Annotated in this window: 14 protein-coding genes and 3 pseudogenes; 8 read left to right on the forward strand and 9 right to left on the reverse strand. The window is 34.4% G+C overall.

Annotation, left to right across the window (positions count from 1 at the left end):
* The first annotated feature begins 75 nt into the window (after positions 1-75).
* From NMD99_RS01620 to NMD99_RS01630, 3 genes and pseudogenes are all read left to right on the forward strand, one after another.
* Positions 76-732: an exopolysaccharide biosynthesis protein gene (locus tag NMD99_RS01620; protein WP_264687737.1), complete on the forward strand. Its 657-nt coding sequence runs from the start codon at positions 76-78 to the stop codon at positions 730-732.
* Positions 725-2,097 (forward strand): annotated as a pseudogene (gene cysS / locus NMD99_RS01625) (cysteine--tRNA ligase). Before NMD99_RS01620 ends, cysS begins: the two are co-directional and overlap by 8 nt.
* Before the next feature lie 6 nt (positions 2,098-2,103).
* Positions 2,104-2,523 carry a YqaA family protein gene (locus NMD99_RS01630; protein ID WP_253309412.1) on the forward strand — a complete coding sequence of 140 codons (420 nt, stop codon included), beginning with the start codon at positions 2,104-2,106 and terminating at the stop codon, positions 2,521-2,523.
* A gap of 85 nt (positions 2,524-2,608) precedes the next feature.
* On the opposite strand, the gene NMD99_RS01635 is transcribed toward NMD99_RS01630, so the two are convergent.
* Positions 2,609-2,764 carry an ankyrin repeat domain-containing protein gene (locus tag NMD99_RS01635; protein ID WP_309166534.1) on the reverse strand — a complete coding sequence of 52 codons (156 nt, stop codon included), beginning with the start codon at positions 2,762-2,764 and terminating at the stop codon, positions 2,609-2,611.
* Between the two features lie 281 nt (positions 2,765-3,045).
* On the opposite strand from NMD99_RS01635, the gene NMD99_RS01640 reads away from it, so the two are divergent.
* Positions 3,046-4,371: an IS110 family RNA-guided transposase gene (locus NMD99_RS01640; RefSeq protein ID WP_309165749.1), complete on the forward strand. Its 1,326-nt coding sequence runs from the start codon at positions 3,046-3,048 to the stop codon at positions 4,369-4,371.
* On the opposite strand, the gene NMD99_RS01645 is transcribed toward NMD99_RS01640, so the two are convergent.
* From NMD99_RS01645 to NMD99_RS01655, 3 genes and pseudogenes are all read right to left on the reverse strand, one after another.
* Positions 4,359-5,507, reverse strand: a complete 1,149-nt coding sequence (locus tag NMD99_RS01645) for an ankyrin repeat domain-containing protein (protein ID WP_309166536.1) — start codon at positions 5,505-5,507, stop codon at positions 4,359-4,361. The genes NMD99_RS01640 and NMD99_RS01645 overlap by 13 nt on opposite strands.
* A pseudogene (locus NMD99_RS01650) lies at positions 5,504-6,399 on the reverse strand (transposase); the annotation flags it as partial. The gene NMD99_RS01645 and the pseudogene NMD99_RS01650, both read right to left, overlap by 4 nt.
* 83 nt (positions 6,400-6,482) lie before the next feature.
* On the reverse strand, positions 6,483-7,448 hold the full coding sequence (locus tag NMD99_RS01655) for an IS110 family RNA-guided transposase (protein WP_309165561.1): 966 nt from the start codon (positions 7,446-7,448) through the stop codon (positions 6,483-6,485).
* A 372-nt stretch (positions 7,449-7,820) separates the two neighbouring features.
* Here NMD99_RS01655 and NMD99_RS01660 point away from each other — a divergent pair, with 372 nt between their 5' ends.
* The 3 genes and pseudogenes from NMD99_RS01660 to NMD99_RS01670 all read left to right on the forward strand — a co-directional run.
* Positions 7,821-8,234, forward strand: coding sequence for a hypothetical protein (locus NMD99_RS01660; RefSeq protein ID WP_309166537.1), 414 nt, complete (start codon positions 7,821-7,823; stop codon positions 8,232-8,234).
* A gap of 229 nt (positions 8,235-8,463) precedes the next feature.
* Complete coding sequence (locus NMD99_RS01665; protein WP_264687786.1) at positions 8,464-8,841, forward strand: head decoration protein; 378 nt, start codon at positions 8,464-8,466, stop codon at positions 8,839-8,841.
* Between the two features lie 34 nt (positions 8,842-8,875).
* A pseudogene (locus tag NMD99_RS01670) lies at positions 8,876-9,085 on the forward strand (major capsid protein); the annotation flags it as partial.
* A gap of 112 nt (positions 9,086-9,197) precedes the next feature.
* Here NMD99_RS01670 and NMD99_RS01675 read toward each other — a convergent pair.
* Positions 9,198-10,157, reverse strand: coding sequence for an IS110 family RNA-guided transposase (locus NMD99_RS01675; RefSeq protein WP_253308968.1), 960 nt, complete (start codon positions 10,155-10,157; stop codon positions 9,198-9,200).
* A 277-nt stretch (positions 10,158-10,434) separates the two neighbouring features.
* On the opposite strand from NMD99_RS01675, the gene NMD99_RS01680 reads away from it, so the two are divergent.
* Positions 10,435-10,794, forward strand: a complete 360-nt coding sequence (locus NMD99_RS01680; protein ID WP_309166538.1) for a hypothetical protein — start codon at positions 10,435-10,437, stop codon at positions 10,792-10,794.
* Positions 10,795-10,883: 89 nt separating this feature from the next.
* Here NMD99_RS01680 and NMD99_RS01685 read toward each other — a convergent pair whose 3' ends face one another.
* The 4 genes from NMD99_RS01685 to NMD99_RS01700 form a co-directional block, all read right to left on the reverse strand.
* Positions 10,884-11,351, reverse strand: coding sequence for a helix-turn-helix domain-containing protein (locus NMD99_RS01685; RefSeq protein WP_309166539.1), 468 nt, complete (start codon positions 11,349-11,351; stop codon positions 10,884-10,886).
* Complete coding sequence (locus NMD99_RS01690; RefSeq protein ID WP_309166541.1) at positions 11,348-11,860, reverse strand: hypothetical protein; 513 nt, start codon at positions 11,858-11,860, stop codon at positions 11,348-11,350. The genes NMD99_RS01685 and NMD99_RS01690 overlap by 4 nt, the downstream gene beginning before the upstream one ends.
* A gap of 95 nt (positions 11,861-11,955) precedes the next feature.
* Positions 11,956-13,059 (reverse strand): ankyrin repeat domain-containing protein, encoded by a 1,104-nt coding sequence (locus tag NMD99_RS01695; protein ID WP_309166543.1) that lies wholly within the window; start codon positions 13,057-13,059, stop codon positions 11,956-11,958.
* 170 nt (positions 13,060-13,229) lie between these two features.
* Entirely contained in the window at positions 13,230-13,445 is a 216-nt protein-coding gene (locus NMD99_RS01700; protein ID WP_264688148.1) for a hypothetical protein, read from the reverse strand.
* Positions 13,446-13,594: the final 149 nt, after the last annotated feature.

The raw sequence follows: 13,594 nt of genomic DNA on the forward strand, positions 1-13,594 counted from the left end.
ACTAGCGCGAAATGAATATGCATATTGAAATAAAACAATAATTGTGTTAAGAATTACTTTTATCAAGGGTTTTTCGTGTCACAAAATGATAAGTTGACTAAAAGTGATAAACTAGCTTCTGATATTCTAAAAGAGGTTGCAGATACCAATAACAATGATAGCGATAAAGTAACTTTGTTCGATATTAAAACAGCTTTGCATGAGCGCGGTTTTGGTATTTTAATAATCATCTTCTCCTTGCCACTATCGGTGCCTATACCGGTTCCACCTGGTTATACAACTATTCTTTCTATACCTTTAATCTTATTCTCACTGCAGCTTCTATTTGGATTTGATTCTCCTTGGATGCCCAGTTGGCTAGAAAGAAGATCTTTTCAACGTTCAACACTAGCTCTTGTGGTGGAGAAAACTTCTCCAGCATTAAGAAAAATAGAAAAATTCATGAAGCCAAGAATGTCTTTTATTTTCTATGGGCCTGGCGAAAAAATTTTAGCTTTTGTAATGTTGCTTTGTGCATTATCAATAGCTCTTCCATTACCTCTTACCAACTTTATTCCTGCAATTGGTACGACTCTTATTTCACTTGGTATTATGAGTAAAGATGGGTTTCTATCCATATTGGGAGTTTTAATATCATTGTGCGGACTATTGCTTACTCTTGTTGTAGTAGTCAAAGGGCCACAACTTATCATTGGGGCATTTTCTTTTCTCAAAAGCTTCGTATATGGTTAGGCTTTACAACACCTTAACAAAAAAAAGGAACTTTTTACACCAATCGATAAAGATCATGTGAAAATGTATGTTTGCGGACCAACAGTATATGACACAGCACATATAGGCAATGCACGGTCTGTTGTTGTGTATGATGTGTTATTTCAGCTACTTAAGTTTTGTTATGGCAAAGTTACCTATGTGCGTAACATAACCGACATTGATGATAAGATAATCAATGCAGCAAGTGAGAAAAATAGCAACATAGAAAGTATAACCACATATTACATTAAAGCTTTTCATGATGATATGGAAAGCATAAATTGTAAAGAGCCAACACACGAACCAAAAGCAACGGAAAACGTAGATTATATTATAGAATTAATTGAACATTTACTGCAATCAGGCCACGCTTACGAGTCTGACAAACACGTGTATTTTAATATAGAATCTTACCATGAATATGGTGCTTTATCAGGAAAAAAAACTGATGAATTGGTTCCAGGTAGCAGAGTTGAAGTTAATGAAAATAAAAAGCACCCTGGAGATTTTGTACTGTGGAAGCCTGCAAGTGATATTGACTACAAACTTTCAAGTTATTGGAATAGCCCATGGGGAGAGGGCAGGCCTGGATGGCATATAGAATGCTCAGCAATGTCATATGCTTATCTTGGCAAAGATTTTGATATTCATGGTGGCGGCATAGATTTACAATTTCCTCACCATGAAAATGAAATTGCACAGAGTAAGTCTGCATTTGCTGGATCAATGTTTGCAAAATACTGGATACACAACGGCTTTCTTACAGTAAGTGAAGAAAAAATGAGCAAGTCCTTATTTAATATAGTCAAAGTAAGAGATTTGCTAGATAGTGGAATAAAGGGTGAAGTAATACGCTATGCACTGCTCAAAACTCACTACAGAAAACCACTTGATTGGACAGAAAACGTTATTTCTGATGCACAGGAAACCTTAAATAAATTTTATCGGTTATTACGTGGCTTAGATACAACGAATATTGATGAAAGTAACGCAGAGATTTCTAAAGATTTTATAGACGCTTTAAAAAACGACTTAAACATTCCTGAAGCTCTAGCTATACTGCATGAAATGGCTGCAAAAATTAACAAAATGAGTAATGAAAGTGAAAAGCTTAAATTAACTGAGAGTTTTGTTAAGAGTGCCAGATTTATTGGTCTTCTTGAGTCAAGTTATCAAGAGTGGTTTGCTGTGGATGTAAATCATCAAGAAATAGAAAGGTTGATAGACTTAAGAAAAATTGCAAAAAAAAATAAAAATTACGATACTGCAGACAAAATAAGGGATCAGTTGAAACAAATGGGGGTTACAATTTCTGACAATGAAGATGGTACAACAACTTGGTAAACTTATATGGAAGATTACTTTCTGCTGTTTAAAGATAGCCTATTATCATCGTTAATCTTGCCTATACACCAAGGCTTTATGTTTGAAGCTATGCTGTACTTTAGATCACATCACAATCTACTACTTATGTTATTTTTTGGAGTACTAGGATCAAGCCTTGGTGGAATAGTTAACTGGTATTTAGGTAGAATAACAATCTTAATGCGAGAATCATACCACAAATTAGAAAACGAATATACAATGCCAAAAGTTACAAAAAATTTGCTAATTTTTGCAACTTTATTACTTTCATGGGTGCCAGCACTTGGAAGTGTGATTCAAATTTTATCAGGTTATTTCAAGTTAAACCTTTATATCCTTGCCCCTTTAATCATTCTATCTAATTTCTTCTATTTGTTATATCTAATACTTACTTTTGGAGTATAACAGCTATAGTACTACAGCTATTAAAGCCCACTTCTGTCATCCTATGCCCTGATAGAAGCGGAGCTATAAATTAAATGCAAAATTTCTAGTAGTCATAGGATGCACCATGAGCTAAAAGCAATTCCACAAGCTCTTGGTGGTCATCAGCGGCATAACCTAATACTTTCATTCCCCAATTATTTCTAGCATTAACATTTGCATTGTGTTTTAGTAATACCATAGCTATATCAACTTTTCCCATCAGAACAGCGCCGGACAGATAAAACCTGTCAAACCAAAAAGAAACTTCCTAGCTGAGTGTATGGCAAATTTTATGTATAATTTTGTAGAGAAGAGCTTTTTGCAGTTATAGCCGAACTGTGCAATGGTGCCTTAAGTGCCCGTAGGACAGCGTGGCTTTGGAGGAACGGTCGAACCACTGATGGAGCCTTTTGGGCTACCTCGATTAGAAGAATGTATAACTCAATCGTCCCAAGCTTAAGCACTTCTCAATTATGGATTATTATATAATGGAGATTAAAAATGGCAAAGTTCAAAAGTAAATTAGAGATAACGAATCCTAATGCAGCAGGAATCGATGTTGGCTCGGCTGTACATTATGTATGTGTACCCGAAGGAAGCGATGAACAACGTATACAAAAATTTAGCTGCTTTACGGAAGATCTCTACAACATAGCAAAATGGTTGAAAAAATGTAAAGTTAATACAGTAGCCATGGAGTCAACAGGAGTGTACTGGATTCCTTTGTTTCAAGTACTTGAATCACACGGATTTGAAGTAAAACTGGTAAACGCAAAACATGTTAAAAATGTACCTGGGAGAAAATCAGATGTGCAAGATTGTCAATGGATTCAACAACTACACAGTTACGGGTTACTCCAAGGGTCATTTAGGCCAGATGATCAAATGTGTGTATTGCGTAGTTATGTTCGGCAACGTAAAAATTTAATTGAAAATGCTTCTACACATACTTTGCGTATGCAAAAAGCGCTAACACAAATGAATATTCAACTACATAAAGTTATAAGCGATACAACTGGTGTAACTGGAATGCAAATTATTAAAGCAATAATAGATGGTGAGAATAATCCTGAAAAATTGGCTGAACTAAGAGATGGACGAATAAAAAGTGATAAATCTGTTATTGCAAAAGCATTAGCAGGAAACTATAGAAAAGAACACCTATTTACATTAAAGCAAGAATTTGAGCTATATAATATTTATCAGGAAAAAGTAGCAGAATGTGACAGGAGCATTGAAGAATATTATAAAACATTTGAGACAAAGTCTGATGAGAGTAAAAAGTTAGGTGAAGAGAAAAATAAGCACAGAAAAAGTAAACCAAACTTTGCTTTGCATGAAGAATTATATCGAGTAACTGGTATAGATTTTACCAAAATTCCTGGATTGGATATACTAACTGTACAAACTATCATTTCGGAAGTTGGTATTAACTATAATAAATGGCGATCAGAAAAGCATTTTACTTCGTGGTTGGGGCTAAGCCCTGCTAATAAAATTACAGGGGAAAAAGTGTTTAGCACAAGAACACGTAAAGTCATTAATCGTGCCGCGAATGCATTTCGAATGGCTGCTCACTGTGTATCAAGAAGCAATAGCGGAATAGGTGCATATTGTAGAAGGTTAAAAAAACGACTAGGTGCACCAAAAGCGATTACTGCTACGGCAAGGAAATTAGCATGTATCTTTTATAGTATGTTGAAGTATGGACAAGAATATGTAGAAAGAGGAATAGATTATTATGAAACACGTTACAAAGAGAAAGTTGTAAAAAATTTAATCAAAAAGGCACAGGAATTCGGTTATATCTTAGTTCAACAGGAATAACTAATGGGAAGTTTCTTAGAAGCATGATGTAGTGGTGTTTTGCCATCTTTATCCTTAGCGTTGACATTGGCACCTTTTTCGATAATGTACTTCACCACCTCCAAGTTTTTTCCTATAATAGCATAGTGTAACACTGTTGCTCCCTCATCATTTTCAGCATTAATATCTGCATTGTGTTCTAGTAGCACTTTAGCTATATTAACTTTTTCTCTGATAGCAGCAAGATGTAATGGAGTATTGCCAGCTTTGTTCTTGATGTTAGCGTTAGCACCTTTGTCCGCAAGATATTCCACTACCTCCAACTTTCCACAAAAAGCTGCCATATATAATGGAGTATTACCAATACTATTCCTAGCGTTAATGTCAGCACCTTTGTTAACGAAGTACTTAACTATATCCAAGTTACCATTCTCAGCAGCAACGTGTAATAGAGTCATACCATCTTTATCCTCAGCACTTAAATAAGCTCCTCTTTTAACGAGATATTCCACTACTTCCAAGTTTCCACCTTTAGCAGCCATATGTAATGAAGTCCCACTGTAAAATATTCCTTTAGCCTCAGCATTAATATCTGCACCTCTTACAACAAGATATTCCACTATCTCCAAATTTCCATACAAAGCAGCCATATGTAATGGCGTACTACCACATCCATCTTTAACGTTCACATCAATACCTTTCTCAATGAAGTACTTTACTGCTTCTAAGTTTTCATACTCAGCAGCCACGTGTAATGGAATTAAACCGTCTTTATCTTTAGCGTTGATATCTGCGTTTTTTTCAACAAGATATTCTATTACATTCAAGTTTCCACCATAAACAGCTGAATGTAATGGGGTAATATTATACTTATTCTTAGCATTAAGAACACAACTAAATCTATCTGAATGTTTTTCTTTTATATGCGTTAGTATTCCTTGAATTGCTTCACAGTCACTATTTTCAGCTAGTAAATGTAATATAGTACTTTTGTGCTCACAATAAATAGAACTAAAATAAAAATCATCAATCAACCTACTGTGCTTACTTGCATGTCCCCAAATAGATGCAACATGAATAAAATTATCTATTGCTAAATCACTGCCGTTTATCAATTCCAGAACTTTTCTTAAGGTATCTTCTCCTAAGAAACTCACTCAACTAACTCTTCTTGTTGAACTAATATGTAGCCAAATTCGCTCGCTTTTTTGATCAAATTTTTTACAGTTCTATCTTTATAGCGTGTTTCATAGTATTCCATTCCTTTTTCTACATATTCCTGTCCGTATTTGAGCATACTATAAAATATGCATGCCATTTTTCTTGCAGTAGCTGTTATTGCTTTTGGTGCTCCTAGTCGTTTTTTCAATCTTCTGTAGTATGCACCCAACGCACTTTTACTATTTCCTACAGAATGAGCAGCTATTCGCAAAGCATTCGCAGCACGGTTAATGACTTTACGTGTTCTTGTGTTAAACACTTTTTCCCCTGTAACTTTATTAGCAGGACTGAGTCCCAACCACGACGAAAAGTGCTTTTCTGTTGGCCATTTACTATGGTTTATACCAACTTCTGAAATTATGGTTTGTATACTTAATACATCAAATCCAGGAATTTTAGTGAAATCCATACCAGTTATTCGGTGCAGTTCCTCATACAAAGCAAAGCTTGGCTTACTTTTGCTATTTTTATTCTTTTGCTTACTTAGCTGTTTGCTTTCACAAGACTTTGTTTCAAACGTTTTATAATAGGCTTCAATATTTCTATCACATTCTGCTATTTTTTCTTGATAAATATTATATAATTCAAATTCTTGCTTTAGCGTGAATAAGTGTTCCTCTCTATAGTCACCAGCTAACGCTTTTGCAATAGTAGACTGATCATTTTTCATTCGCACGTCCCTGAATTCTGCTAATTTTTCAGAATCTCTTTCGCCTTCAATTATAGCTTCAATGATTTTCATACCAGTTATCCCAGTAATATGACTAATAACCTTGTGAATTGTATATTCATTTGAATTAATGCCTTCTGCATACGCAGCAGTTGTGTTAAAAGTCAATAGAAAAATTGATGTAGCTGTGAATAAGTACTTAAAATTTGTGTGGGCGTACTTATTCACAGCTATGCTATTGCTATATAGAAGCAGTTTTAGGGCTATACTCCTCAGTAAACAGTCTACCGTCTCTTACTAAAGAGTTAGCAAGGATAAGTAATTTTCTCATTGCAGCAGTAGAGGTAACTTTATATGGTTTTTTATATTGATTGTATAGCCTATCAAAGAAGATTTTTATATAAGAATTGTACCTTTGCGCACTAAGAATGCACATATGTAAAACCTTTCTAATTTGTGATCTACCACCCTGAATACACCTTTTTCCCTTACTAAAACCACTATCTCGATTAAAAGGTGCAACTCCGGAAAGGCTGGATATTTCTTTATGTTGGAGAGTTCCAAGCTCGGGTAGATAACAAATAAAAGTAATAGCTGTTATTGCACCTACACCAGGTATACTAGTTATTGACATATACTTTTTTTTAAGCTCTTGATTTTTATCGACTAATTCCATTATCTCATCTTCTAAGACTTGAATTTGATTTTGTAAAACTGCAAGTAGCTCTTCCATTTGTTTGATTATAGATAAATCGGTTACTTGATGAGCTTGGGTTTTTTGTATTTTTGCTATTTCTACTAGTTGATTCCTGCGAGATAATTTTTGCTTCAAACAGTCAATACTACTAACTTTTAAAGGAGTGACACGCATGTCTGTATTACTAACATAACGTGAGATGATGCTACAGTCTATTTTATCAGTTTTAGTAGCAATACCAAGGCTTTTTGCATAGTCTCTTACCCATCTTGGTTGAATGACATATACTTCAAAACCATGTCTTAATAAAGTATAAGCACATAATTTTTCGTATCCACCCGTTGCTTCAAGTCCAACTTTGGTTACGTTATGTAAACGCAAAAAGTCAAGTATTTGATCAATAGCTTGAACGTTATTTTCAAATACTTTATGATGTCCAAGTGGATGAATATGGATATCTAGTTTATTTTTGCTAATATCAATGCCAGTAATAATATTTGATAAATTCATAATCCCTCCATAAATAATGTGTATACTGCATTTTCCACCCTTATATACGAGCCTAAAAGCTCAACCAGTTGTTCGGAACTTTCAGTATAATAAACCAGAGAGGAGAACCTTGCTGCAAAACGGTCCTTATGACCAAGAATATGTACGGTTCCTCCTCTCTGCGTGTCTTTATACCGCTATTTCGTAACATTTATAAAGACTTGTTTTTAACATATAAGAATATGTTAGCGTTTTATTGATGTGCAGTAAGATGTGTGTTAACGTAGAAAAAAGAAAAACAAAGAGAAGAAATCATGGTTTTCTTTCCTTCTGGAAGGGAATTCATCACAGGAAACGAAGGAAAATTCAGAGATTAATTTTGAACAAGAAAGGGTGTTATACGGTTATGCGCATTGTTTAGCATCGTATTTTAACGGCAATAATGAATACGGAAAAAAAGTAAGAGACATCCTTGAAATAACAGGTAATAAGGAAATCAGCCATGAAAAAGTGAGAAATAGATTTTTTGAAATCATAAAAATAATCAAGAATAATTTAGCACATAAATTTAAACCTGATTCTTATATAGAAGGTGGTGTTGGAAAATATATTATGGAAGAGTACATTAAATGGACAAAGATTATGGATGATGTATTGAAAAGAGCAGAGAAGTCTATAGCTGATACTGACACTTATATAGAGAGCTCTAGAATAGAGAATAAGAAGCTTCGAGAAGATTGTGATAGGGTCATAAGAGGGAATGCAAAACTTGAAGAAGAATGTAGCAGTTGTGTTAAAAGTCAATAGAGAAATGAAAAATACTGAAAAATAATTTTTACTTGGTGGGCTATAAAGCCAAAGATGCTTTTAACATATTTTACGTAATTTCGGAGGATTTATTGATGCAGGCAGCCAAGGCACGACAAAATATATAAACCTACAAAGCTAAAGCTATTCCGCGGACTATAGCAACTACAAATTCAGCGGAAAAAACAAAATTAATAACTTTATCAGCCAAAATTTCCAGGAGAAAAACATGTCTTGTATAACTGAACCAAATAATCTTGGTGACCTCTTAAAATATGAGGCATCAAATCTATACTCACGTGACCAAATTACTGTTGCTAAGGGACAAAACCTAAAGCTTGGAGCAGTGGTTAGCAAAAAGACAGATGATGGGGGCTTTATAAGAGCTCTAAATCCGCTAGGCACAGATGGTACTCAAACAGCAATAGGTGTGATTATAAACGATGTAAATAGTAAAGATGCAGATATTAAAGCAGTAATCATTACTCGCGTAGCTTTACTTGCTGATCATGCAATTGTCTGGCCAGCAAATATAACTGAAGAGCAAAAAACAGCAGCAATAAAACAACTTGAAGAGAGGGGTATTATTGTCCGTAAAGGAATCTGAATTTTATATTAATTTTTAATAGGAGCTAAACATTATGCAAAATCCACTTTCAAATCCAGCATTCAATATGACAGCATTAACTGGAGCTATTAATATTTTACCAATTAGTTTTGGTCGAACTGAAAGTTTAAAACTTTTTCCGAGTAAATCAGTAAGGTTTCGCCATATTGCCATTGAAGAACAAAACGGTTTTTTAGCACTACTTCCAACTCAAGTTCCAGGAGCACCAGCAACTGTTGGAAAAATAAGTTGTAATATTTGATTTAAATTCTTTTAAAAAGTGTGGATGTGGATAAGTGCTTTCAGTCTGTGTAAGCGCACTTATCCACATCCACACTAATCTGCTAGTGTTGGATCTAAGCAGACTTAGGGCTGTATTCCTCAGTAAAAACCCTGTCATCTCTTACTAAAGAGTTAGCAAGTAAAAGTAACTTTCTCATAGCAGCAGTGGAAGCAACTTTATATGGTTTTTTATATTGATTATGTAACCTATCAAAAAAAGTTTTTATGAAAGAATTCCATTTCCGCGCACTAAGAATACACATATACAAGACTGTTCTAATTTGTGACCTACCGCCTTGAATGCACCTTTTTCCTTTATTAAAACCACTGTCTCGATTAAAAGGTGCAACTCCGGCAATGCTAGATATTTGCTTTCTTTGAAGAGTTCCTAATTCTGGCAGATAACAAATAATAGTAATAGCTGTGATTTTACTTACACCTGGTATACTAGTTATTGATATGTATTTTTTTTTAAGCTCTTGACTTTGTTCAATCAACTCAATCATCTCATCTTCTAAAACTTGAATTTGATTCTGTAATATGACAAGTAGCTCTTCCATTTGTTTGATTATGGATATATCAGTTACTTGATGAGCTTGAGTTTTTTGTATTTTTGCCATTTCTACTAGTTGATTTCTACGAGATAGCTTTTGCCTCAAGAAGTCAACATTACTAACTTTTAAAGGAGTAACGCGCATATCTGTATTATTAATATAACGTGAGATAATGCTGCAGTCTATTTTATCAGTTTTAGTAGCAATACCAAGGCTTTTTGCATAGTCTCTCACCCATCTAGGTTGAATTACATATACTTCGAAACCATGGCTTAGTAAAGTATAAGCACATAATTTTTCGTACCCACCAGTTGCTTCAAGTCCAACTTTGATTACATTATGTAAATGCAAAAAGTCGAGTATTTGATCAATAGCTTGAACGTTATTTTCAAATACTTTATAATGTCCAAGTGGATGAATGTGGATATCTAGTTTATTTTTGCTAACATCAATGCCAGCAATGATATTTGATAAATTCATAATTCCTCCATAGAATAACATGTAATACTGCATTTTCCACCCTTATATACGAGCCTAAAAGCTCAATCAGTTGTTCGGAACTTTTCAGTAAATAATCAGGGAAGAGAACCTTGCTAAATTACGGTCCTTTATGACCAAGGCGATCTACGGTTCCTCTTCTCTGCATGTTCTTAATATTACCACTTTGTAATATTTATGAACTTGTTTTTAACATATAAGGAGATCTACAGAAGAGAGTAGAAAAACGAGAAAAGAGTTACAAAACTTTACGCAAGAATTGTTTAACTATATAGGATATAGCAGAATAGCTCAGAATGAAGAGGCAAGTACTAGCCAACAACAACCCTATGCTCAAGGTACTAACGATCAACAACAAGAATCAGCTATTCAGGCTTCTAATGCTAAATTTGATCAGCAACAAAAACCAAATGCTCAAGCTGCCAATGATTCAAATGTGCTGCCAATGTCGCGTAGTAGGTCGTCAAGCCTGTCAAGTTCTGGCAGTAGCAATAACGATCAGTCAGGTCCAAGTAGCAGGTTAAGTAAAGTGCAACCAATTCCACACAGTCAGTCATTAAGTTCTTTATATTATAACGATAGTGATATTAAAATAGACAGCAGATCACAATGTCGTTAATCTGACAGGCGTAGCAAGTTAAGCGGAAATGGCACAAGTGTGAAAGGAGGTAATGTTAGGTTAATGGTTTAAGAGATTTTCTAAAGAAATTATCTTATAGCTTCAAGATTGTGTAGGCCAGTCACTTGACATATTACATTGGTAGGAATACCCACTTCAAGTAGATTTTTTGCCATTTCTGTTCTCCCTATTTTTTTACCCTTTTCTTTATCAATCTGTATTCTTTTAGATACTGACATAATTAATGAATAAAATTTATCACGTATTTCTTCATCCTCAATTTTATTATACTCTCTCACTAAATCTAGTACTCCATTTTCTCCTTCTCTATCCTCATTACTTCTTTCAATTTCAACATTGCCTTTTTCTATTAGTTCACTAATTTTCGGCAGTAGAGTTTGAGCGTGCGTTGATAATTTGTCTGCTGCGTTACATAGTTTTCCTATTGTCATGATATGTGTTCCTTGCTCATAGCGTCGTATTTGACCACCTGTTAAACCGACTTCATTTCCTAAATCCTCCTGAGAACGTCCTCTTGCTAGCCTCCAGTCTTTCATATTTTCCCTGTTTTATAGGCTATAAAATTAACTATCTCTGTTTTATTATGTTTCTCAAGTTCATCTTTAGACAAGCCTGTTGTTTGGAGAATGATATCAACAGAAATACCCGCTTTAAGTAAATTCTTTGCTACTTTAATCTTTCCTGCTTTTTTACCTTCTTCTTCCCCCACCTGGATAGATTTATTTAATGCAGAGGCTATCTTACATAATTCCTGGTTCCTAAATTTTTTACATTCTCTAACTAGATTTAATGTTTTTTCTACCTCACCTTTCTCTGATGCCATCGATTCAGGCAGTAGTTTTGCCATATCAATCATTAGTTCCACTACTATCATACAGAATATAATGATTGAAATCGGATTTTCCCCTCGCTCATATCTGGACATTTGCTTCTCTAATACTCCGACTTTACTTCCTAGACCTGCCTGAGTATATCTTTTCTTTTCCCTCTCATGTTTTAATTTTTTCCCTACTTCGTAGTCTGTTAACTTTGTGTCATTAGTCATGTCTCTTTAAAAGAATCTCAAGAAAAGATATACTCTTTAACCTAAGATTCTATTAAAGGAGACTTTCCTTTGCACTACCGTAAGAGAGTAAGACTTCAGTAAAAATCATATTTGATGATGTCCAAGCTGTCCTTCTCAACGTTTTCAACATTTTCGGGAATAGTTAATTTTCTTGTTCCTGCTATGTATTCAACTACCTCTAAATAATCATCATTCCATTGACCATTAAGGGCATAATGTAATGGTGTATTCCCATATTTCTTAGTGGCCTTAATTTCAGCTCCTCTCTCTATGAAATATTTTACTAAATCAATGTTAGCGTGGTAAGCAGCCCAATGTAGAGGCGTTCTGCCCTCATTGTCAGTTACATTTATATCCACGTTTCGCTTCTCCACAAGATACTCTACTACTTCACTATTATTCCAATAAGCTGCCCAATGTAGTGGTGTACTACCTAGATTATCAGTGACATTAAAATTTATTCCTTCTTCTTCTACTAGATATTCAAGGACACATGACATACCAGACTCATCGCCTATAGCTGCATAATGTGCTAGCGTACAACCATTGCTACTAATGGCATTCTTGTCGGCACCATCTTCTATAAGATTTTCTACCACATATGAGTACCCACAAAAAGCAGCTATATGCAAGGGTGTTATCCCATGTCTATTAGTTGCTTTCACGTTTGCTCCTTTTTCTACTAGATATCTAGCTGTTCTCTCACAACCACCATGAGCAGCGTGATGCAGAACAGTATTACCCTTCTTGTTTGCTGCATTTATGTTGAAGTTTTTTTCTTCCACTAGATATTGAACTATTTCTAACTTACCGTCTATAGCAGCTATATGCAGAAATGTTTCACCATTTTCTTTAGTAGCATTAATATTAGCTCCTTTTGCTATAAAATGTCTTACTATATCTAAGTTACTTGCTTCATGTAGAATGTTATCACTAACATTAGCCCCTTTCTCTACAAGATATACAGCTATATCTGTGCTACCTTTATAAGCAGCAATATACAAAGGAGTATATCCATACCTATTAACAGCATTAATACCAGCACCTTTTTCTATAAGATGTTTAACTGCTTCAAGATTACCTTCTTCCACAGCTAAATGCAAAGGCGTATTCCCTTCATCATTCTTAACATTAACATCTTTCTTATCTACTAAATACTTTTCTATGATATTACACATACCAACCTCACTAAATTAATAAAACTATTCCATTCTACAGACACAAACATTATTTTTTTATTAACTGTAAAACCCGTATAAATTCCTATATGCACTGCTTATTCTCTCTCATGAGGATACTCCTAATCGTGTTAATATCTTATATGTATTAATTAATAAACTCACTTTCTTCACTCTTCAATGGCCTCTTCTATAACAGCAGCTATTTCGTTCAGCTTCTTCACCTGATTAACCTCTGGGTTCTCACGCATTTCCTTTAGCACCTTTTGATAAAGATCTTGTCTTTTCTCATTATCGAGCAGTTTGCAGTATAGTTTTAGCTGCTCAGGGGTCTTTGATAGTAGTCGTGCTAACACTGATTCTCGGTTATTGTTATTATTACTCATGTAAAAATCCTCACTAATTAACGCTTCAATTTTTTTTAATGTTTACTACTATTTTCTTAGTAGTATTGGCATAAAGCCATCTATTTTGGCGGAAGTCAAGAAATTTTTTAAATATTTATTTGTTATTAATAATAGTAAGGATATCAATA

Origin of the sequence: Wolbachia endosymbiont of Listronotus oregonensis, assembly GCF_031205055.1 — a bacterium.
In the GTDB taxonomy this organism is placed as follows: Bacteria; Pseudomonadota; Alphaproteobacteria; order Rickettsiales; family Anaplasmataceae; genus Wolbachia.